The 21,267-nt window shown below is 32.1% G+C and carries 20 protein-coding genes; all 20 read right to left on the bottom strand.

Features of this window, described 5'->3' with window-relative positions; all coding sequences use genetic code 11:
- Positions 1–53: 53 nt before the first annotated feature.
- The 20 genes from BIW12_RS14535 to BIW12_RS14440 all read right to left on the bottom strand — a co-directional run bounded on the left by BIW12_RS14535 (position 54) and on the right by BIW12_RS14440 (position 21,099).
- Positions 54–458, bottom strand: coding sequence for a hypothetical protein (locus BIW12_RS14535; RefSeq protein ID WP_071185774.1), 405 nt, complete (start codon positions 456–458; stop codon positions 54–56).
- Positions 459–574: 116 nt separating this feature from the next.
- On the bottom strand, positions 575–1,909 hold the full coding sequence (locus BIW12_RS14530) for an LTA synthase family protein (RefSeq protein ID WP_232227100.1): 1,335 nt from the start codon (positions 1,907–1,909) through the stop codon (positions 575–577).
- Positions 1,910–2,637: 728 nt separating this feature from the next.
- Entirely contained in the window at positions 2,638–4,020 is a 1,383-nt protein-coding gene (locus BIW12_RS14525) for a sensor histidine kinase (RefSeq protein ID WP_071186470.1), read from the bottom strand.
- 10 nt (positions 4,021–4,030) lie between these two features.
- Positions 4,031–4,693 (bottom strand): response regulator transcription factor, encoded by a 663-nt coding sequence (locus BIW12_RS14520; protein WP_071186468.1) that lies wholly within the window; start codon positions 4,691–4,693, stop codon positions 4,031–4,033.
- Between the two features lie 4 nt (positions 4,694–4,697).
- Positions 4,698–6,149, bottom strand: coding sequence for a DUF3570 domain-containing protein (locus BIW12_RS14515; protein WP_071185772.1), 1,452 nt, complete (start codon positions 6,147–6,149; stop codon positions 4,698–4,700).
- Positions 6,150–6,193: 44 nt separating this feature from the next.
- Entirely contained in the window at positions 6,194–6,406 is a 213-nt protein-coding gene (locus BIW12_RS14510; protein ID WP_071185771.1) for a DUF4266 domain-containing protein, read from the bottom strand.
- A 1-nt stretch (position 6,407) separates the two neighbouring features.
- Positions 6,408–7,391, bottom strand: a complete 984-nt coding sequence (locus BIW12_RS14505) for an FAD:protein FMN transferase (protein ID WP_071185770.1) — start codon at positions 7,389–7,391, stop codon at positions 6,408–6,410.
- Positions 7,388–7,825: a thioredoxin family protein gene (locus BIW12_RS14500; protein ID WP_071185769.1), complete on the bottom strand. Its 438-nt coding sequence runs from the start codon at positions 7,823–7,825 to the stop codon at positions 7,388–7,390. The genes BIW12_RS14505 and BIW12_RS14500 overlap by 4 nt, the downstream gene beginning before the upstream one ends.
- Positions 7,826–8,071: 246 nt before the next feature.
- Complete coding sequence (locus BIW12_RS14495; protein WP_071186466.1) at positions 8,072–9,025, bottom strand: YeiH family protein; 954 nt, start codon at positions 9,023–9,025, stop codon at positions 8,072–8,074.
- Between the two features lie 49 nt (positions 9,026–9,074).
- Positions 9,075–11,102, bottom strand: a complete 2,028-nt coding sequence (locus BIW12_RS14490; protein ID WP_071185768.1) for a hypothetical protein — start codon at positions 11,100–11,102, stop codon at positions 9,075–9,077.
- Positions 11,103–11,174: 72 nt separating this feature from the next.
- Complete coding sequence (fabG, locus tag BIW12_RS14485) at positions 11,175–11,921, bottom strand: 3-oxoacyl-[acyl-carrier-protein] reductase (RefSeq protein ID WP_071185767.1); 747 nt, start codon at positions 11,919–11,921, stop codon at positions 11,175–11,177.
- 136 nt (positions 11,922–12,057) lie between these two features.
- On the bottom strand, positions 12,058–12,480 hold the full coding sequence (locus tag BIW12_RS14480; protein WP_071186464.1) for a hypothetical protein: 423 nt from the start codon (positions 12,478–12,480) through the stop codon (positions 12,058–12,060).
- A gap of 186 nt (positions 12,481–12,666) precedes the next feature.
- The gene (gene sucD / locus BIW12_RS14475) at positions 12,667–13,551 is read right to left on the bottom strand and encodes a succinate--CoA ligase subunit alpha (protein ID WP_071185766.1); all 885 of its coding nucleotides are present in this window, start codon (positions 13,549–13,551) and stop codon (positions 12,667–12,669) included.
- 168 nt (positions 13,552–13,719) lie between these two features.
- The gene (locus BIW12_RS14470) at positions 13,720–14,652 is read right to left on the bottom strand and encodes a UDP-3-O-(3-hydroxymyristoyl)glucosamine N-acyltransferase (protein ID WP_071185765.1); all 933 of its coding nucleotides are present in this window, start codon (positions 14,650–14,652) and stop codon (positions 13,720–13,722) included.
- A 91-nt stretch (positions 14,653–14,743) separates the two neighbouring features.
- Positions 14,744–15,310 (bottom strand): elongation factor P, encoded by a 567-nt coding sequence (gene efp / locus BIW12_RS14465; RefSeq protein ID WP_071185764.1) that lies wholly within the window; start codon positions 15,308–15,310, stop codon positions 14,744–14,746.
- A gap of 135 nt (positions 15,311–15,445) precedes the next feature.
- On the bottom strand, positions 15,446–16,231 hold the full coding sequence (gene lpxA, locus BIW12_RS14460; RefSeq protein ID WP_071185763.1) for an acyl-ACP--UDP-N-acetylglucosamine O-acyltransferase: 786 nt from the start codon (positions 16,229–16,231) through the stop codon (positions 15,446–15,448).
- An 81-nt stretch (positions 16,232–16,312) separates the two neighbouring features.
- Entirely contained in the window at positions 16,313–17,707 is a 1,395-nt protein-coding gene (locus BIW12_RS14455) for a bifunctional UDP-3-O-[3-hydroxymyristoyl] N-acetylglucosamine deacetylase/3-hydroxyacyl-ACP dehydratase (RefSeq protein ID WP_071186460.1), read from the bottom strand.
- Positions 17,700–18,746 carry a UDP-3-O-(3-hydroxymyristoyl)glucosamine N-acyltransferase gene (gene lpxD / locus BIW12_RS14450; RefSeq protein WP_071186462.1) on the bottom strand — a complete coding sequence of 349 codons (1,047 nt, stop codon included), beginning with the start codon at positions 18,744–18,746 and terminating at the stop codon, positions 17,700–17,702. The genes BIW12_RS14455 and lpxD overlap by 8 nt, the downstream gene beginning before the upstream one ends.
- Before the next feature lie 38 nt (positions 18,747–18,784).
- Entirely contained in the window at positions 18,785–20,014 is a 1,230-nt protein-coding gene (locus BIW12_RS14445; RefSeq protein ID WP_071185762.1) for an HD domain-containing protein, read from the bottom strand.
- 293 nt (positions 20,015–20,307) lie between these two features.
- The gene (locus tag BIW12_RS14440; protein ID WP_071185761.1) at positions 20,308–21,099 is read right to left on the bottom strand and encodes a 3-keto-disaccharide hydrolase; all 792 of its coding nucleotides are present in this window, start codon (positions 21,097–21,099) and stop codon (positions 20,308–20,310) included.
- Positions 21,100–21,267: the final 168 nt, after the last annotated feature.

The following is a 21,267-nucleotide window of genomic DNA, read 5'->3' as shown; positions in this document are numbered from 1 at the left end:
AAATAATTCTTGAACTACTAATTACAAAAAGACAATTAGTTAAAAATATTTATTTATGCTAGTTTAGGGGGCTGCCAAATCGACAGAAGTACATTAGAAATATACCATTCTTTATAAATCGGAAGGGATTGATTTACAGAGATCAATATTGGTTTCTTAAAAGTAAAAATAGTTAGAATCTCTTCAAAAGTAAGAACAACAGTATCTAAATTTAGAGTTTGTGTCTTGAAAGGTAAATTTTCATGTTTATCATGTCCATCTGCATCAGTGTGTTTTTGTGAATTTTTGTAATGATTAATAATAAACGCCATAAAAGATTGTGGCTGTTCTTGCTTGTGATTAGTATGCTCTAAATAGTGTTGAACAAGATTTGAAATTTTAAATAACTGCCCCAGTTCTGTATTGGAATATACAAAAAAGAGTAAAAATAAAAGTGTAATTATTTTTTTTAGAGTCATAATAATGACAATTATAAAATTTAAAAAACTTTAAAATTAATTACAAAAATAAGATCTAATTACATCAATCGTCTTAAGAACTGCTTAAATAAAAAACAAAGTATATTAGTTTTATTTTACTCCCTATTATTAGAGCAATATTTCCTGTTTTTATATAAATAAGAGGCCGTTATCACATGAGCCAAAGCGTCTTTTGCTAATTCTTTATTCAGAGTTACAGGAGTAAACACAGTGTCTTTTTCAACCTTAAATTGCAAAGGTTCTTTATAAGGTTGCATGATAACTACCTGATTGCCTAATCTAAAAGCATTGATGTCGTTAAACTGCATTATGGCTCTTCCTTTTACATTTTCCGGAAGTTCAAACAAATTCCTGCCAGGCATTGGAGTACTTACATTCATACCAATTTTGCTTAAAACTGTTGGTTGTATGTCAATTTGACTACATAATTTGGTATATTTCTCTCCTTTTGGAAAATTAGGACCAATGATTAATGCTGGAATATGAAATTTATGAATAGGAACTAAATGCTTGCCATAAGTTCGGGTATTGTGATCAGCAATTATTACAAATATGGTGTTTTTATAATAGGCTTCTTTTTTAGCCATCTCAAAAAACTTTCCTATAGAATAATCGGCATATTTCATTGCATTATTTACTGTATTTTTCTGTTTGTCATATAATTTAATTCTTCCTTCGGGATACTCAAAGGGCTCGTGATTAGAGGATGAAAAAATTAATGAAACAAAAGGTTTTGTCTTTAACGAACTAAAATAGGTGTTTGCTTTTTTCATTACATCTTCATCACACCAGCCCCATGTTCCATGAAAAATGCTTTTTTTGGAATCAAAATTGTCTTCGTCAATCAAATAATCAAAGCCGTTTCCATTAAAAAAAGAACCCATATTGTCAAAATTATTCATGCCTCCATAAATAAAACTAGTGTCATATCCTTTTCTCTTTAATAAACTCGCAATAGTATAAAAATTGGTTTGGGAATTATTTAATTTTACAACACTTTCTGATGGCGAAGGTAAAAAACCTGTAACCACAGCTTCAATTCCTCTTACACTTCTAGTTCCTGTTGAATATAAATTAGTAAACAGCAAACCTTCTTTTGCTAATTTATCAAATTCAGGAGTTAGCTTTAAGCCTTCTAAACACCCTACATATTCTGCTCCCAAACTTTCTTCTAGTAGAATAACTATGTTGTATGGTCTCTTAAGTAGTGTATCAGAATATTGATTGTGTAACAATGGTAATTCTTTATCAGTAAAATCACTATTGCTAACATTCATATATTTTTTAACTCTTGAAATGGCTTCCTCAGGATTCATTTTCCCATAAATTTTCCCAGAGTTGCCTTCATTTTTTATTGAATATAATGCAAATGTAATGGTGTAAAATGAATTTAATCCCAAACAATTGGTCAATTGATCTGTAGAAAACACTGCATTACTTGAATTTATTGGTCTCTTGGAAGTAAGACTAGAGCGAGCTCCAAAAAATAACAGAAAAACAATCAATGGGAATAAAATCAACTTGGTTTTATAAACCGAAAAAACTGTTCCAAAAAGTCTTATTCTATGCTTTATCAAAACATAAATAAATACAGAAATGATAATAAAAGTTGCAATAATTGAAAGAAGATAACCTTTGTAAAGCAGCTGCAAAATTTCTTTGGGGTAAATTAAATATTGGATAAATAATTGATTCGGCCTAGTGTCGTATTGTCCTATGAAATTTGGTGTTGCTAATTCTAAAAACAAAATTAACGACAAGAAAAAAACAAAATAAAAAGTAAAAAAAACGCTTATTTTCTTTAAAAACCGATCTGGAAGTAAACAAATTAACAGTGTTGGAAGAAAGAGAATATAGCAGAGTATTATTAAATCCATTCGCAAACCTATTGGAAAAACATACCAATAATCAGCAGTTGAAATTACTCGTTCGATATAGAAAAAAAACAAAAGAAATCTAGATAAAGTAGTTATCAATAATCCAATAAATAAGAAACTAAATGTTGGTTTGAGGAAAGCTATTTTTTTCATAAATATAATTTAAAACTGAATTCGTAATAAATTATAAAAGTAGATTCAAAAATTAAATCAACCAGATTAACCACCTTAATATTTAATTAGTATCGGCTTAAGATTCGCTTAAGAATTTTTATTGACCTTTAGCTATTAAAACTTAAAACAACTGTAGTTCCTTTGCCTACTTCGCTATGAATTTCAAATTGAATATTGAGCAAATCTGCTAATCGTTTTACAATAGAAAGTCCTAATCCAGATCCTTTTATCTCGGGATGCTGCGTTGGATTTGAACGATAAAAAGGATTGAAAATTTTATCTAAATCTTCTTTAGCAATCCCAATTCCGTTATCCGTAATGGTACAAGTTGTAGTGTTTTGATTTTGTGAAAGTTGTATTGAAACAGTTCCTTTCTCATTAGAATATTTAATTGCATTACTGATAATATTACTGATGATTATGGATAGTAAATAATTATCGGATTCAATATTAAAATCTTTTGAAAAAGAAGGATTGATGCTTATTTTTTTGACATTAATTTTACTGGAAAATCGGGTCAGAATATCTAAAATCATAGCGTTCAAATAAACTTTTTCTACCTTCAAACTTTGAATTTGATTTTCAAATCGAGCCAGTAATAACAGTTGATCTACTAAAGTATTCAATCGATTTACTTCTGAAATTCCATATTTAATTTTGTCTTCATATTCCGCTTGTGTTCTGGGTTTTCTAACCAGAACTTCTAATGTTCCTTTCAAAACCGTTAATGGAGTTCGTAATTCGTGTGAAGCATCTGAAGTGAATTGTTTTTCTCTTTCTACGGCATTTTCAATTCTATCCAGCAAATCATTTATTGTTTTGGATAAAACATAAAGTTCATCTTTATTTTGAGGCAGAGAGATACGCTCCTTGAGATTGTCTTTAGTAATTTTGCTGGATGTTGCAGTAATTAAGCTTACAGGCTTGATACTTCTTCCGGCAATCAATCTGGCAATCAAGAAAAGAATAAGTAGTATTAGCGGAAAAGCAATTAATAAAGTATTTTGCAAATTATTCAAAATCATTGTTGCATCATCTAATGACATGGCAATTAATAAATAACCAACCACTTTATTTTTGTCTAATAGTGGTACTTGAATTTGTCTAATTGGTTTTTTATTCAAGTAAGTATCTATAAATTTATTGTTCCATTCTGTAGAATATACTTTGAGTTGTATTCCTTTTAAATTAGGAGACTTGTCAATTAATTGTTTGTTGATGTCTAAAAACTGTACAAAAACAGGATTTACATTAACGGTATTGTGCTCCCGTTCTCGCCATTCGTCCACCTGAATCAAATAAGTATTATTAGGATCAATGACAATCTCTCTTAAATGCTTTTGCACTTCGTCGTTAATATCTTCATTGATATGAGTATTTACATTGTGATCTATACTATGATAAATCACAAAAAACACCACCGAAATCAATAATCCCGTGCTGATGATGTAGTAAAAAGCAATTCTGTTTTTAAAAGAAAAGGAAAACATATATTGGGTGTTAATCATTAGCAATATAACCAACTCCTCGAATAGTTTTGATTAAATCTTCATCTTTATTTAAATTTAATTTTTTACGAATGGCATTCATAAAAACATCAATCACACCAGTATCATATTCAAAATGAATGTCCCAAACGTCTTCTATAATTTGAGTTCGAGTGCAAACTTTTCCTTTATTTTGAACTAAATAGCGTAGCAATTCAAATTCACGTTGTGTTAAATTCACTTCAATTCCATTGACGCTAACAAGATATTGAGCCAAATCAATTTTTATAGACCCCAATTTTAATATTTCAGGTTGAGTTTGATTCCTAAAATGAATTTTAATTCGTTCGAGTAATTCTTCAAAACTAAATGGTTTTTTGATGTAATCATTGGCTCCAGCTTTGAGTCCTTCTATGGTTTCCTGAACTGTATCTTTGGCCGTAAGAAAAATAATTGGTGTTGTTGAATTTGCTTTTCGAATAGCTTTACAAACTTCAATTCCGGTTATTTTGGGTAACATCCAATCTAAAAGAATAATATTTACTGTTTGAGCCAAGGCTAATTCGAGTCCTTTTTTCCCATCATTAGCAACTAAAACAGTATAACCTTCTTCTTCCAAACCTTGTTGGAGAAAATTAGCGATACCTATTTCGTCTTCAATTAGTAGAATTTTCATTTTTTTATTGTAAGATAAACTTAAATCCAATAGTAGCAATATTTGCGGTTAAATTATCACTTCTTCGATAATGGCTGAATCTGAAATCGATATTCTTTAAACCTAATTTCCAAATTTTTGCTCCTGTAAAAATATCCGTATAATTAATACCAAAACCATATTGATTAGTATCAAAACTACTTAAATCAGCATCTGATGTATAATATTTTTCGGTTGATAAATGGGTTTCATAAGGTGCATAATATTTGGATTGCGTTTGGGTATAAAAACGATACATTGGGAAAATAGTAAATCGATCAGAAATTTTAAAAGGCAATTCGATATTGGCGGTGTGCGATTGAATATCCCAATTATCGGAATAATAGCGATAATAAGTTCTCAAAACAAATCGTTCGTTAATGTAATAATTGAGTCGCCCTCCAATAGGCAATTTGAATCGACTATTAGGCAATCTTTCAATATCGTCTGACAATTGATACACTCCTACATTGCTTTGGTTTTGGTATTCAGGAATATATTGTGCTTGACCAATATAATAATTGTCTTTGTCAGCAAAATAAATTCGGTGATACGGTGTTGACAATAATCCTTGTTGCTTTAAAACATCAAAGAATACAGAGAATTGTAATTTTTTTGAAACTACCTGCGAAAATCCAAATGAAGCAGAATACGAATTTCGATTCACAGCACTTACAGTTTGAAAAATTGAAGGTAAATAATCCACCGTAGCTTGTCCGTTTTGATTTAAAACTGAAACTCCACTAAAAAATCCTTGGTTTAAGAAATCAGGACCATTTTTTGAATATTCGTGTAATTCTGTTGGATAAATAGGTCTCCATTGATCTAAATACGCATTGACTTTAAGATTTATTTCTGAATTTTTATCGTTAAAAAGTTGAGCTACACCTCCACCAAAACCTATAGAAGTATAATCATATTCATTAGAAAAAGAAACATCTGCATTCCAAATAAAATTACGAGAATCACTACTGTGAGCATAATTTACGGTTATAGCTGTTAACTGATCACTCTTTGAAGCTCCTGAAGAAGCTTGCCATGGAGTTCCATAAGGTGCTGTTGAACCTGAATTGGGATTATCATCGTTATCATCGTCGTCGTCATCGCCTCCACCGCCCGAAGCACCAGTTGCATTAAATGGATTAATATTACTGGAAGAAGCAGATGAATATGCCGAAATACCCAAATCAACCGTTAAAACATCATTGTCATTTATAGGCATGGAAACTACAACATTTGAAGCTATATCTGTTAATTGTTCCGAACCAAGACCACCTGAAACGGCTGATTTAGAGCCGTCTTGATTGTAATAACTCAATAGAAAATCTACCTCGGTACTTTCTAAAACTCTTTTCTTAAACTGTATGCTGTCAGTAGTTTTTTGAGAAAATGCACTGATTCCAACTAATAAAAAGAAATATATGATTCTATTTTTCATCTTACATATTATAAAATAATACTCCATCCACTGGAGATAGAAATTTAGTTGCAACCACAACCTCCACCCGATTTTCCTCCATTGGCTCCAGCTGCAGCTTCTCTATAAACCTGAAAAGCAGTTTCATAACGTTCCGATGTTCGAGCAGAAAGTTTCATGTCGGGATCATTGATGGATACTTTTTCATACTCTCTTACTGTGTTACACGATTGAAAAACAACTACAATCAATAACACTAAAATTATTTTCTGTATCATCTTATTCAAATTTTTTGATGTCTATTCCTTTTGATGTATGAATTTTACCTTTATCATCCACAATAATACACTGAATCCCTTTCATTTGATTGACTAAATCCAAGCCTACTTCTACTCCAAGAACAAAAATTCCTGTAGCTAAAGCATCAGCAATTTCGGTTTGTTTGGCAAAAACCGAAACACTCACAATGCCTTGAGCCGGATATCCCGTTCGTGGATCGATGATATGAGAATAGCGGATACCATTAAAAAAAACAAATTTTTCATAGCTACCAGAAGTTTCTACAGCACTGTTTTCTAATGGGAAAGTGGCAAAAATTTTATTTTTATTCATGGGGTTTACAATAGCAACTGTCCAAGATTTTCCATCAACTTGTTTACCCCAAGTATTAATATCGCCTGAAACATTAACAATACCTGAAACACAGCCTTTAGTTTGGAGTAATTCTTTCACTTTGTCAGCAATATAACCTTGACCAATGCCACCAAGTCCTAATTTCATTCCTCCGATTTTAAGGAAAATAGTTTGCTCGTTTGAATCAAGAATAATGTTTTTATATCCAATTTTAGAAACCGATTTCTTGATGGCTTCTTCCGTTGGCATGGCTTTCATACTACCATCAAATTTCCAAATTTTATCCATTGAAGCATAGGAAATATCAAATGCTCCAGAAGTAATTTGGGATACTTTGATAGCTCTACCCACTAGATCAAATACTTCTTTATCTACTTTAATGGCTTTGATTCCGGCATTTTGATTGACTTTCGATATTTGCGAACTCGGAATCCAATCGGAAATTAAATTTTCGATGCGTTTTACTTCAGCTATTGCCATATCGATATATTGATTTCCTTGAATAGTGTCTTGTGCAACAACAGTTATTTCTAATGGACTACCTAACATTGATAGTTTTCTCTTGTGCGTGATTTGTCCAAAAGAACTATAAGTCGCAAGTAAAAAAAGGAAGTAAGCTATATTTTTCATTTTTTCTCCAATGAATGAATTAACTGTATATAATCTATTGCTGAAATGTTTTTGAAACCAGTCATTCCAATCACTTTTCCTGTTTTATCCAAAAGGATCACCAAGGGAAAACTACCATTTCGATTGTATTTTTCCGCCAATTTATTATTCGATTCTGTTTGTTCGACTGACAACTGATTGGCTTTCTTTTTAGGAAAATCAGCTTTATAAATCACCCAGTTTTTTTCGGATTCCGATTTGAATACCTCCGATTTCCAAACTACATTATCTAATTTGATGCAAGGTGCACACCAATCTGAGCCAGAAAATACAAGAAGAATGTTTTTATTTTCATTTACAGCTTCTTTTTTAGCTTCATCAAAATTACTTTTCCAATCTTGAGAATACCCAAAAAATCCAGTTAAAACCAACAATAGTAATAGTGTATTTTTCATGAAATCCTTTTTTAAACTTTATTCAACAAACAACATTAAGTTTAATCAAAGAAACTAAAATTCAAAAAGAATATTACATGTTTATATCTTTCTTAAGCTAAACTTAAGAATAAAACCTAAAACCAATTTTCTACTATTATGAATCCTATTTTATGTTTTTATAAAGAGATTATCCAATTTTACCAGGAGTACAACTCTTTATAAAAAGAATTAGAATATTCCAGTTTTTGAAATTTTTTAAAAAAATCAAATCAAAATTGCCAATAAAGCCATTGTAGCAATAAATCCCCATAACAAAATTCCTTGTATCAATGGTTTTATTCCAACAGCAAGTAATACCGAACTACTAAGTCCTGAACCAATAAAAAACAAGGTAACTGTTAATCCAATTTTAGCAACAGCAACGATATAAGGAGTCGCAATTGCTACTTGAGAAATATAAGTATTTGCAATCATCGCCAGAATAAAAAATCCAATGAAATAAGGAATTTTTATTCTGCTTGCTTTGTTTTTAAACAAGAAGCTCGTTAACAATACAATTGGAATTATCCATAAAGCACGTGCTAATTTTACAGTTGTAGCAATAGCTAAGGCTTCGGCACCATACTTGTTAGCTGCTCCCACAACCGAACTGGTATCATGAATCGCTAAGGCACACCACAATCCAAAATCTTCCTGAGATAAACTTAACCAATGACCAATAGTTGGAAACAAAAACAAGGCAATAGAATTTAAAATAAAAATCACTCCTAATGCTACCGAAGTCTGTTTTTCATCCGATTGAATAACCGGAGTAATTGCAGCTATAGCACTTCCACCACAAATGGCAGTTCCGCAGGAAATTAAATGAGAAGTTTTTTTATCAGTATTAAGCCATTTTCCTAAAACACTTCCCAGAAAAACAGTACTAAATATTGTGGCAACCGTGAGTATGAAACTTTCTTTACTCGATAATAAAGCATTAGTAACATTCATTCCAAAACCCAGTCCTACAACCGAAACCTGAAGTAAAACCCGAATGATTTTATGGTTTAAATGCAACCAGGGATGCCCCGAAAGATTAGCAACAAGCAAACCTAATAATAATGCAATAGGCGGAGTAATCATCCCTGTCAAACAAACCAATAGCAAACCCACAAAAATCACCTGCTGTGTTCTGGTATGTTTTTCTAAATTGAAGATTCCGTGTTCAGGGAGAATTTTGGATTGTTTTTTCAAGAGAAATCTTTTTATTAAAATTTAAAATTGCTTACAACAAACCGTTGTATTTTCGAACAAACCATTCGATTGCAAAAAAGCCACAAATGAATACCAACAGCCATTTCCAATCAATCAAAGGAGAACGTTTTATGTTGCTTTTTTCAATGGTTTTATAATTCTCATCAGCTAAAAGCGATTGGATCAAAGCATCTATTTGATTCGGATAATAAACTTTTCCCTTTGTTGATGAGGCTAATTGATTCAGTCTGTCTAAATCAGGATTTACAAATTGCTTTTCGATATCAAAATCTAGAATTTCAAAACGACCCGAATACGAAGCATTTGAATTTAATTCTTTCACCGTAAACTGATAATTCCCGGCAGCTAATCCATCCAGATTTACCTTGTAGGCATTGTTTCCTTTCAATAAATCGTAATTTTTAGTTTGCTTCGTTTTGGAATTAATCAGCTTAATAGTTAAATGTGCTTTTTCGTCAAATTCATAATTCTTATTGAAATATTGAGCTGTGATTTCGATAGCATCACCTGAATTGTAAAAACTTTCGTGATTGACAACCAAAGATTTTTTAGCATTGTTTGTTGCCAAAAACTGAATGATTTTATCAATAAAAACATCATATTTTTCAAAAGATTCATTTGTAATATGACTTTCTAAACGCCATTTCCAACTGTTTTCTCCCAAGAGAAAAGCAGACCGATTTCCTTGATTTTCATTAAAAGCAAGCAATGGTGCCTGAGTGTCAATATTTCTGATTTTTGAAGAAAGTAAAACAGTAGTGTTTCCGTTTACTTTGATTTTTCCATACGGATTTTGCAAAGGAGGAAAATTTTCGAAACCAATATTATCAATAGCAAAAAGATTGAATTGCGATTTATATTCAGCCAAATAATCTTCTTTTTGAGAAGTCATTTTAAATTCTAAATTATTTTGCTGCTGATTTAAAAATCCAAAATCAGTATGTGTTCCGGTAATAAAAAAAGCATTAACTCGGGCTGATTTATTGGCATCAAAAACAGTTTTAAATTCCGTTGTAGGTTGGTAAAAAACCAAAACATTATAATTGTTTAATCCATTGATTTGTTTCGGATTAACTATAGTTGCTTTACGTTGTGCATTAGATTCAATTGCCCGTTTTAAAGCAGCTATATCAGGATGGTTTATTGACGAAATTATGGCAACATTGGTCTTTTGATCTATAATTTCTACAGCAAAATTTTTATTGTTGTTATAGCTGTTTTTTTCTTTTTCATTCGAAACCAAACTCGCCTTATACAACTGCGTTCCTATTTTATTTGCTGATAGCAAAAGAGAAATAACAGCTGTATTTTTAGTAGCAGAAAAAGAAACTTTCTGCTTGCTCAAAACTGAATTTCCCTGCGAAATCTGAAAATCAGCAGTTATATTTTTTGTGCCTGAATATTGTAAAAACACTTCTACAGGAAATTTATTCTTAAAAAAAGCGTATTTATTGACATTCAGCTGATTGATTTTTAAATCTAAAACCCTGGTTGTATCTCCTAAAACTATGGGATAAACTTTATTGGAAGCATCAAAACTATATACATAATCATTACCTGAAGTTTGGTTTCCATCACTAATTAGTACCGTAGGAAACAGGCTATTTCTGTTGATTGCCTTTAAATCTTTAGCCGCTACGTCCAGATTGGTTTGAGTTCCTTTAAAATTTAATTTTTCTAAAAGAGAAAACTCCGAATCAAATTGATAGGATTGAATGTTGAATTTTTCATTCAATGCTTTATTGTTTTTTAGCTTCAAATACAATTCAGAAGCTGTTTTTTCAGCTTTTAAAAAAAATATGGAACCGGAATTATCAACCACCACAGCAAGCGGAGGCTTAATCATTTCTGTATTATTGGTTGTAATTATTGGATTTACCAGCAATAATAATATCCCGAAAATGCTTAAAAAACGCAAAAAAGCCAAGAGTAAATTAACTTTTAATTGACTCTTGGCTTTGTAATAATATTGAAAATAAGACAACCCAGCTGCTATTAATAATGAAAGCAATACTAATAGAATGGTGTTTGTTGTCATATTTTTAGTTTATGGTTTATAGTTTATAGTTTGTGGTTTCAAAAAAACAACAAACTATTAACAACAAACTGATTAAGTAAGCATTCCTCCGCAAACATTCAATACTTGTCCTGTAACATAAGCACTCATATCTGAAGCTAAGAATAAACAAGCATTTGCAACATCTTCAGTAGTTCCACCACGTTTCAATGGAATTCCTTCTCTCCATCCTTTTACAACATCTTCGCTTAATTTAGCAGTCATTTCAGTTTCAATAAATCCTGGAGCAATAGCATTGCAACGGATATTACGAGAACCTAATTCTAAAGCTACTGATTTTGTAAACCCAATAGCACCAGCCTTAGAAGCCGCATAATTAGTTTGTCCTGCATTTCCGGAAACCCCTACAACTGAACTAATATTGATGATTGAACCTGCACGTTTTTTCAAGAATGTTTTTTGAATGGCTTTAGTCATATTAAAAACCGATTTCAAATTCACATCAATTACCTGATCAAAATCAGCCTCTGACATACGCATTAACAGATTGTCTTTTGTAATTCCGGCATTATTGATAAGGATATCAACTGTACCAAAATCAGCTAAAATAGTATCTACTAAAGTTTGTGCTTCATTAAAATCGGCAGCATTGGATTTATAACCTTTAGCTTTAATACCTAATGCGTTCAATTCATTTTCCAATACCTGAGCTGATTCAGCAGATGAGCTGTATGTAAAAGCAACATCGGCACCGTTTTTTGCAAAAACTTCAGCAATCCCTCTTCCAATTCCGCGACTTGCGCCTGTAATAATAGCTACTTTTCCTTCGAGTAATTTCATATTATGATAATAAGTTTATTTTCTAAATTGAGGTACAAATATAAACGATTTAGCTGTTTTATAAAATTTATGCTATAAAAAAAGCCTTACCGAAGTAAAGCTTTTAATAATAATATTTTATTTCACTGAAAATGAATTAGAAAGCTACATTCCATCTTGGCAATTTTGCATTTTCACTTAAAAAGTTTTGCAAAATCTGAGCTTCGACAAAAGTAGGAATCACTTTAGTATCATCGTTAAATGTTTCATACCAAACTACTTCTAAACGGCTAATTTCTTCTTTTTTCATTTGTGCAGGCCAAGAATATTTTCTTCCTGTTTTTGCAAATTGGTGACCGTTTACAATTTTATCATACAGTCCGCCATTTTTAGTCTTCAAAGTACCATCATTTTGTACCGTTCCTGTAGAACCTACCATGATTAATTCTTTTTCATCGGCAACATCATAAACTAAAAACACACCTGAACCCTCAGTAGCATTACAAACTTCTTCTAAGCTATCTTCTATTGTTAATGAAAATTGATTTTTAACTTTGAATCCTTCTAATTCCTTATACATAGTATTTCCTTTTGAATTGATTTCAGAAAAAAACATGAAATCAATTATTTATTTTTAATTTACTTTTAGATTAAATCAGAGCTTTGATTTTAATCGAGTGCAAATGTATTCCTTTAATTCTGTTTTATACTAAAAAAGCCCCACAAATGTGAGGCTTAATTTATTTAAAATTTAATTTAGAAATAATTAAACTGTTGCTGTAACTAATACTTCTTTAACTTTTTTACCAATTTCAGCTGGTGAATCAACAACATAAATTCCGTTGTCTCTCATAATTTGTTTTTTAGCAGCAGCAGTATCGTCAGAACCCCCAACAATAGCACCGGCATGTCCCATAGTTCTACCAGCAGGAGCAGTTTCTCCAGCGATGAAACCAATTACAGGCTTACGGTTACCATCAGCTTTAATCCATTTAGCAGCATCAGCTTCTAATTGACCACCGATTTCGCCAATCATGATGATTGCTTCTGTTTCAGGATCGTTCATTAATAATTCAACTGCTTCTTTAGTAGTTGTTCCAATGATTGGGTCTCCACCAATTCCGATAGCAGTAGTGATTCCTAAACCTTGTTTTACAACCTGGTCAGCAGCCTCATAAGTTAAAGTTCCTGATTTAGAAACAATACCTACAGTTCCTTTTTTGAAAACGAAACCTGGCATGATACCAACTTTAGCTTCACCTGGAGTGATAACACCTGGACAGTTAGGCCCAATTAATCTGCTGTTTCTTGCTTTAACGTAGTCGTTTGCATAAATCATGTCAGCAACAGGAATTCCTTCTGTAATTGCAATGATTACTTTAATTCCGGCATCAGCAGCTTCCATAATTGCATCAGCAGCAAAAGCTGGTGGTACAAAAATAATAGAAGTATCAGCACCTGCTTGCTCAACTGCATCTTTAACAGTGTTAAAAACAGGAAGGTCTAAGTGAGTTGTTCCCCCTTTTCCTGGAGTTACACCACCTACAACGTTTGTACCGTATTCAATCATTTGAGAAGCGTGGAAAGTACCTTCGCTACCTGTAAATCCTTGAACGATTATTTTGGAATCTTTATTAACTAAAACACTCATGATATATATTTTTTGTGATTTTTAAATTTGTTATGCAAAAGTAAGATTTTCGAAATTAATCTAAACAGTTTTCTTACCAAAAAAAAGATGGATATTCTACCCATTTTGTTAGCTTCAACACAAATTATTTACTTTTTAAACAAAATTAATAATTTGGCAGCACTTTTTTTATTGTTTTAATTTATCAAGAATCTCCGGAATCTTTTTGATATTGGCTAATTGTTTTAATTTTTCTCTGGACTCCTGAATAGGTGTTCCGAAATAAGTTTTCCCTCCTTCTACTGATTTAGTTACTCCGGTTTGTCCCATGACAACAGCTTTTCCTCCAATTGTAATTCCGCTGGTTGTACCAACCTGTCCCCAAAGTGTCACTTCGTCTTCAATGATTACACAACCTGCAATTCCGGTTTGAGAAGCTATTAAACATTTTTTTCCAATCACAGTATCATGACCTACATGAACCTGATTGTCAATTTTTGTTCCTTCACCAATTGTTGTATCACCGGTAACCCCTTTATCAATAGTACAAAGAGCACCAATGCCTACATTATCTTTAATAACAACACGACCTCCTGATAGCAATTGGTCAAAACCCTCAGGACGTTTTTTATAATAAAACGCATCGGCACCAAGAACAGTTCCGGCATGAATAATTACATTGTCTCCTATTATAGTATGATCATAAATGGACACATTAGAATGAATCAAACAATCTTTTCCAATAACAACATTATTACCAATAAAAGAATTTGGCTGAATTATAGTTCCTTCGCCAATAATTGCCGTTGGAGCAATAGCTACTCCGGCAAATTGGAAAGGTTTAAAAAAATGAGTTAGTTTGTTGAAATCACGAAAAGGATCATCAGAAACAAGCAATGCTTTTCCTTCAGGACAATCCACTTTTTTATTAATCAAAACAATTGTAGCTGCCGAGTTTAGCGCTTTGTCGTAGTATTTAGGATGATCTACAAAAACAATATCTCCTTTCTCCACCACATGAATTTCGTTCATGCCTAAAACCTCAAAATCCTCATTCCCTACAAATTCACAGTTGAGTAAATTTGCGATTTCTTTTAAAGAATATGCTCTTGTAAATTTCATCTTTTTAGTATTTAGCCCGACTGTCGGTAGGCAGGTATTCAGTTTTTAATGTCCAGCCTGATTTTCAAACTGGAGCACTAAATACTGTAAACTATTCTTTAACACGCTCCATGTAGGATCCTGAAGCGGTATCAATTTTAATTTTATCTCCTTCGTTGATAAACAAAGGAACGTTAACTGTAGCTCCAGTTTCAACAGTTGCTGATTTAGTAGCATTTGTAGCTGTATTCCCTTTTACTCCCGGTTCTGCATAAGTTACTTCAAGAATAATTGAAGCCGGCATATCTACTGATAAAGGCAAATCAGTTTCAGTATTAATCTGAACCATTACATTAGTTCCTTCTTTCAATAAATCCGGAGCATCAAGAATACTTTTGTTCAAAGTAATTTGCTCAAAAGATTCGTTATTCATAAAATGAAATTGATCTCCTTCTGCATATAAATATTGGTACGTATGTGTTTCTACGCGTACATCATCAATTTTATGTCCTGCTGAAAAAGTATTATCCAATACTTTTCCGGTTGTTAAACTTTTTAATTTTGTTCTTACAAAAGCAGGTCCTTTTCCTGGTTTTACGTGTAAAAATTCGATAATTTTATAAATATCGTGGTTGTATTTAATACAAAGTCCGTTTCTAATATCTGATGTAGATGCCATTTTATTTATGATTTAAGATTGTAGATTTTAGAGTTTATATTTCTAAAATCTTATTTTATTTATTTTCTAAAGATCAACTAATATAAATTAAATACCTGATCTTTTCTCATTCTTCTTTTTTTATTCTATTAGCCTTTAATAGCCTCCACTATAACCTTTCATAATACCTCTGGAAGAGTTTCTTATAAAATCAATAATTTCGTCTCTTTCAGGAGTTGCTTCCATTTCGGCTTCTATGATTCCTAAAGCCTGAGTATTATTATAATTTTTTTGATATAAAATTCGATAGATGTCCTGAATTTCTCTGATTTTTTCAGTTGTAAAACCTCTTCTTCTCAATCCAACAGAATTGATACCTACATAGGACAAAGGTTCTTTAGCCGCTTTAGTATAAGGAGGAACGTCTTTACGAACTAAAGAACCACCTGAAACCATTGCGTGATCTCCAATATTGATAAACTGATGTACTGCTGCCAAACCGCCTAATACAGCGTATTTACCCACAATAACATGACCCGCCAAAAGCACACCGTTTACAATAATTGCATTATCTCCTACTACACAATCATGAGCAATATGAGCTGCTGCCATAATTAAACAATTATTTCCAATAACTGTTTGTCCGGAAGCATTAGTACCTCTGTTGATAGTTACACACTCTCTAATAGTACAGTTGTCACCAATAATAGCCAATGAATCTTCACCACCAAATTTTAAATCTTGTGGAACAGCCGAGATAACTGCTCCGGGAAAAATATTGCAATTTTTTCCAATTCTTGCACCTTCCATGATGGTTACATTAGAACCTATCCAGGTACCATCGCCAATTACCACATTGTTATGAATGGTTGTAAAAGGTTCAATTACCACATTTTTGGCGATTTTCGCACCAGGATGAACATAAGCTAACGGTTGATTCATCTATTTTTTGTTTTTATAATTAATTACCTTAATTACTATTTAAAAAATCATAGTAACAGGGAGGAACTGTTTCTATCCTAATTATTGTTGTTGTTTTCTTGCAATTTGTGCCATTAATTCAGCTTCAGCAACTAATTTACCATTAGCGTAAGCATTAGCCTGCATGTGGCAAATTCCTCTTCTGATAGGAGTAATTAAATCACACTTGAATATTAAGGTATCTCCTGGCAATACTTTATGTTTGAATTTCACATTATCAATTTTCATAAAGTAGGTCAAATAATTCTCCGGATCCGGAACGGTACTTAAAACTAAAATACCACCAGTTTGTGCCATAGCTTCAACAATTAAAACTCCAGGCATAACCGGAGCATCAGGGAAATGTCCAACGAAGAAATTTTCATTCATAGTTACATTTTTCATCCCCACCACATGACTGTCAGACATTTCGATGATTCTGTCAATCAACAAAAATGGTGGCCTGTGTGGCAACATTGCCATGATTTTATGAATATCCATCAAAGGCTCTTGATTCAAATCGTAAACAGGAACGTAGTTGCGTTGTTCAATTTTAATCATCTTAGCCATTTTCTTTGCAAATTGTGTGTTTACAAAATGACCTGGTTTATTAGCAATAACTTTTCCTTGTATTTTTATTCCAATCAAAGCCAAATCACCTATTACATCCAATAATTTGTGTCTTGCAGCTTCATTTGGATAATGTAAAGTCAGATTATCTAAAATACCATTTGGTTTTACAGTAAGTGTTTCTTTACCAAAAGCTACTTTTAAATTTTCCATTGTTGCTGTAGAAATTTCTTTATCTACATAAACAATAGCATTATTCAAATCACCGCCTTTAATCAAACCATTATCTAAAAGAGACTCTAATTCGTGCAAAAAGCTGAAAGTTCTTGAAGATGCAATTTCAGTTTTAAAATCGTCTATACTTTTAAGAGTTGCATTTTGTGTACCTAAAATTTTAGTACCAAAATCAACCATTGTAGTTACCGTATAATGATCACTAGGCATTACCAGAATTTCGCTTCCGCTTGCTTCGTCAGTAAATGAAATTACTTCTTTTACAACGTAAACATTGCGTTTAGCACTTTGTTCCTCTACACCTGCTTTTTCTAAAGCTTCAACAAAATATTTTGAAGAACCATCCATAATAGGAAGCTCTGAAGCATCTAATTCAATGATAACATTGTCTAAATCACAACCTACCAGAGCAGCTAAAACATGCTCAGGTGTTTGAATTTTAACGCCTAATTTTTCCAGATTTGTACCTCTTTGAGTATTGACAACATAATTTGCATCTGCCTCAATTACAGGATGTCCTTCAAGATCTAACCTAACAAAAGTAAAACCATTATTTGCAGGAGCAGGTTTAAAAGTCATTTTAACTTCTTTACCGGTGTGTAAGCCAACTCCCGTTAACGAGATTTCTGTTTTGATGGTCTTCTGTTTAACCATTGTTTCCATGTTTTTGGTTTAATATTTGTTTCTTTAATTCGTCAATTTCTGCAATAATCTTAGGGAAATTTTTGAAATGCACATAGGATTTACTAAAATCAGTATAACCAAATGTAGGACTCCCTTGCAAAACTTCGTCGTCTTTTATATTTCTTGCCACTCCGGACTGCGCCTGGATTCTGACATTATTTCCAATTATTAAATGACCTGATATTCCTACTTGCCCGCCAATCATTCCGTTTGTACCAATCTTAGTAGAACCCGCAATTCCGGTTTGAGCAGCTATTACAGTATTTTCGCCAATTTCAACATTGTGAGCAACCTGAATCTGATTGTCTAATTTCACTCCTTTTCTAATTCGGGTTGAACCTAATGTGGCTCTGTCAATTGTAGTACAAGCTCCTATTTCAACATCATCTTCAATAACTACATTTCCTATTTGGGGAATTTTCTTGTATGTTCCATCCGAATTGGGTGCAAACCCAAAACCATCCGAACCAATAACAGTTCCTGCATGAATAATACAATTATTACCAATTATGGTTTCCGAATAAATCTTTGCGCCGGCAAAAATAGTGACATTATCGCGAATGACAACATTATCGCCAATAAAACAGTTAGGATATATTTTTACATTATCACCAATAACCACATTTGTACCTACATAACTAAAGCTACCTAAATATAAATTTTGACCATATTTGACATCTTCAGATAAAACTGTATGAGGTTCGATACCTTTTTTACTGGCTTTTTTTGCCTGATCGTAAAATTCTAACAACTTGGAAAAAGCCATATAAGCATCATCCACCTTAATTAGTGTTGTTTTTAAATCTGATTCAGGGACAAAAGTTTTATTTACAATGGTTATTGTAGCCTCGGTAGTATAGATATAATTATTGTATTTGGGATTGGATAAAAAAGTAAGCGAACCCTCTTTTCCTTCTTCTATTTTAGATAATTCATGGACTTCAGCTTGGGGATTCCCCACTACTTCGCCCTCTAAAACACCCGCTATTTGTTCTGCTGTAAATTTCATTCCGACAAAAATATAAAAAATAGATTTTAAATATGGTTTTATACCAGTTGTTTTGGGAAACAAATGTAATATTTGGTCACCGACTTTGATAAAGATTTCAAATTCAATTGATCTGATGATTCGATAACATCTTCAACTGTTCGGTCTTTTTTCAAAATTCGTATGGGTTCAGCTTCCTTGTCATAAGCCTGATTTTTTATTTTTCCTTTAAAAATAAAATAATTAGCATCGGCTACACTGATATTATTTTCTAAGGCAAAACGCTCTTTTAAAGGAGTTAAATCTTCAATGGCTACTTTTTCACTAGTCAATTTTATTTTCAATAAATCTCTGTTGATAATCATTTTACTCAAAGTAGATAAAATAAAATCATCTTGTCTTTGCCAGGCTTTTAAGGCGCTAATGATATCAAAATCATCTAACTGAGAAAACAAATCTAAAGTAATAGTATTAAACGATTCCAACGAAATTTTATTTTGCATAAAAAATTGCAATGGCTCACTGCAAGGCAAAACCATTCCTTTTAATGCTAATTCTTTGGCGCGTTTTAAGATTTTTGTCAAAATCAATTCGCCCACTAAACTGGTCTTGTGCAAATAAGCCTGCCAATACATCAGTCGGCGTGACATTAAAAATTTCTCAACTGAATAAATACCTTTTTCTTCGATAACCAAAAAATCATCTTCGACATTCATCATTTGGATTAAACGCTCCGAATTGACATTTCCTTCGGCCACACCCGAATAGAAACTATCACGTTTTAAATAATCCATTCGATCCATATCCAATTGACTTGAAATCAATTGCAACATGAATTTTCGATGATAATCTCCTTCAAAAATTTTAATTGCCAGACTTAATTTTCCTTTGAACTCAACATTTAATTGCTTCATGAACAACAACGAAATTTCCTCATGATGCACATCTTCTACAATACTTTTTTCCATTGCATGCGAAAATGGTCCATGCCCAATATCGTGCAATAAAATAGCAATATACAATGCGTTTTCTTCTTCTTCCGAAATGGAAACCCCTTTAAAACGCAACACATCTACGGCTTTTTGCATTAAATGTAGGCAACCTAAGGCGTGATGAAAACGAGTATGATTAGCTCCGGGATATACTAAGTACGACAAACCCATTTGAGAAATACGTCTTAATCGTTGAAAATAGGGATGCTGAATTAAGTCGTATATTAAAGCATTTGGAATGCTGATAAATCCATAAATAGGATCGTTGAATATTTTAAGCTTATTGATTTGCGTCACTAGAACTTGAATTTTAGGTTGACAAATATAAGTAAATTAGATTGTAAAAACAGTAAAATTACTAATTCTCCAAGGTGTTTACTTTTAGAAAAAAGTTGTACACGACCCGAGCGATAGCGAATTGGCGAAGCAATTACAACAATTGTTACTAATTATAATCAAAATTAAAATCGAATAACACAAATTCTATCTGTTTTAATGATTAGTGTAATTAAAAACAACGTTTAATTTGTACTTATTGGTCTAATTTTCGGCAAAAAAATTTAATGCACTTGACCTGCTAATTGCCATTTTTAAAGTTTTCTTATCCAAATATTTCTAAATTGATTTTTAGTACCATGATCCTGAAGCGAAATAACATCATCACCATGAGAAGACGGATAATTATGTAAACCGATATAAAGCGTCAAACCATTTATTGTTACATTATTTTGTATCAAAACACCGTTTAGAAAAACAGTAATTCTGGCTGGAGCATCAATTTTTCCATCAGTCCTGAAGCGTGGTGCGGTATAGATTACATCATAAACATTCCATTCCAATGGTGATTTTACAGCATTTACTAATGGTGCATGATCCTTATATATACTTCCCGCCTGACCGTTACTGTAAGTTCTGTTATTATAAGAATCTAAAATTTGCAATTCATATCTGTTTTGGAAAAACACACCACTATTTCCCCTTGCCTGTCCTCCATCTAAAACTTCGTCCGGCGTACTCCATTCTAAATGAAACTGACAGTCTCCAAAAGTCATTTTTGTCTGAATATCACCCGAACCTGGTACAACTTCTAAATAATCATTATCAACAATTTTCCATTCCGCCGGTTTATTACTGTTTTTTTTACTGACCCACTGATCTAAGTTTTTTCCATCAAATAAAACAATTGCGTCCGAAGGTGCGTTGCCCAAAATTTTAGCAGGTGTAATTATTTTTACTTCCGGTTTCCAAATTTCAGTCATTTCAGGTTTCATGGGCATTGGAGAAACTTCCGGCGGAGTATTTACAAACTTGTTTTGTGCTGTAATTCCTGCCGAAAATAAGACTACCGATAAAAAAGATTGTTTCAAAACTTTAAATTTCATGGTTCAATTTATTTGAATGGTTAATTTTTGATTCTCAATATTAAGCATTTTTTTTAAGAACTAATTTTATTAAAATAAAACTATTGAACAATTGATTTTGATGTATTTAACTGAATTATTTTCAAATCTGAAAAATATGGCTGTATAAAAATTAACACAAAATTAAGT

Origin of the sequence: Flavobacterium commune (genome assembly GCF_001857965.1) — a bacterium.
In the GTDB taxonomy this organism is placed as follows: Bacteria; Bacteroidota; Bacteroidia; order Flavobacteriales; family Flavobacteriaceae; genus Flavobacterium; species Flavobacterium commune.
This window is presented reverse-complemented; position numbering and strand designations above follow the sequence as displayed.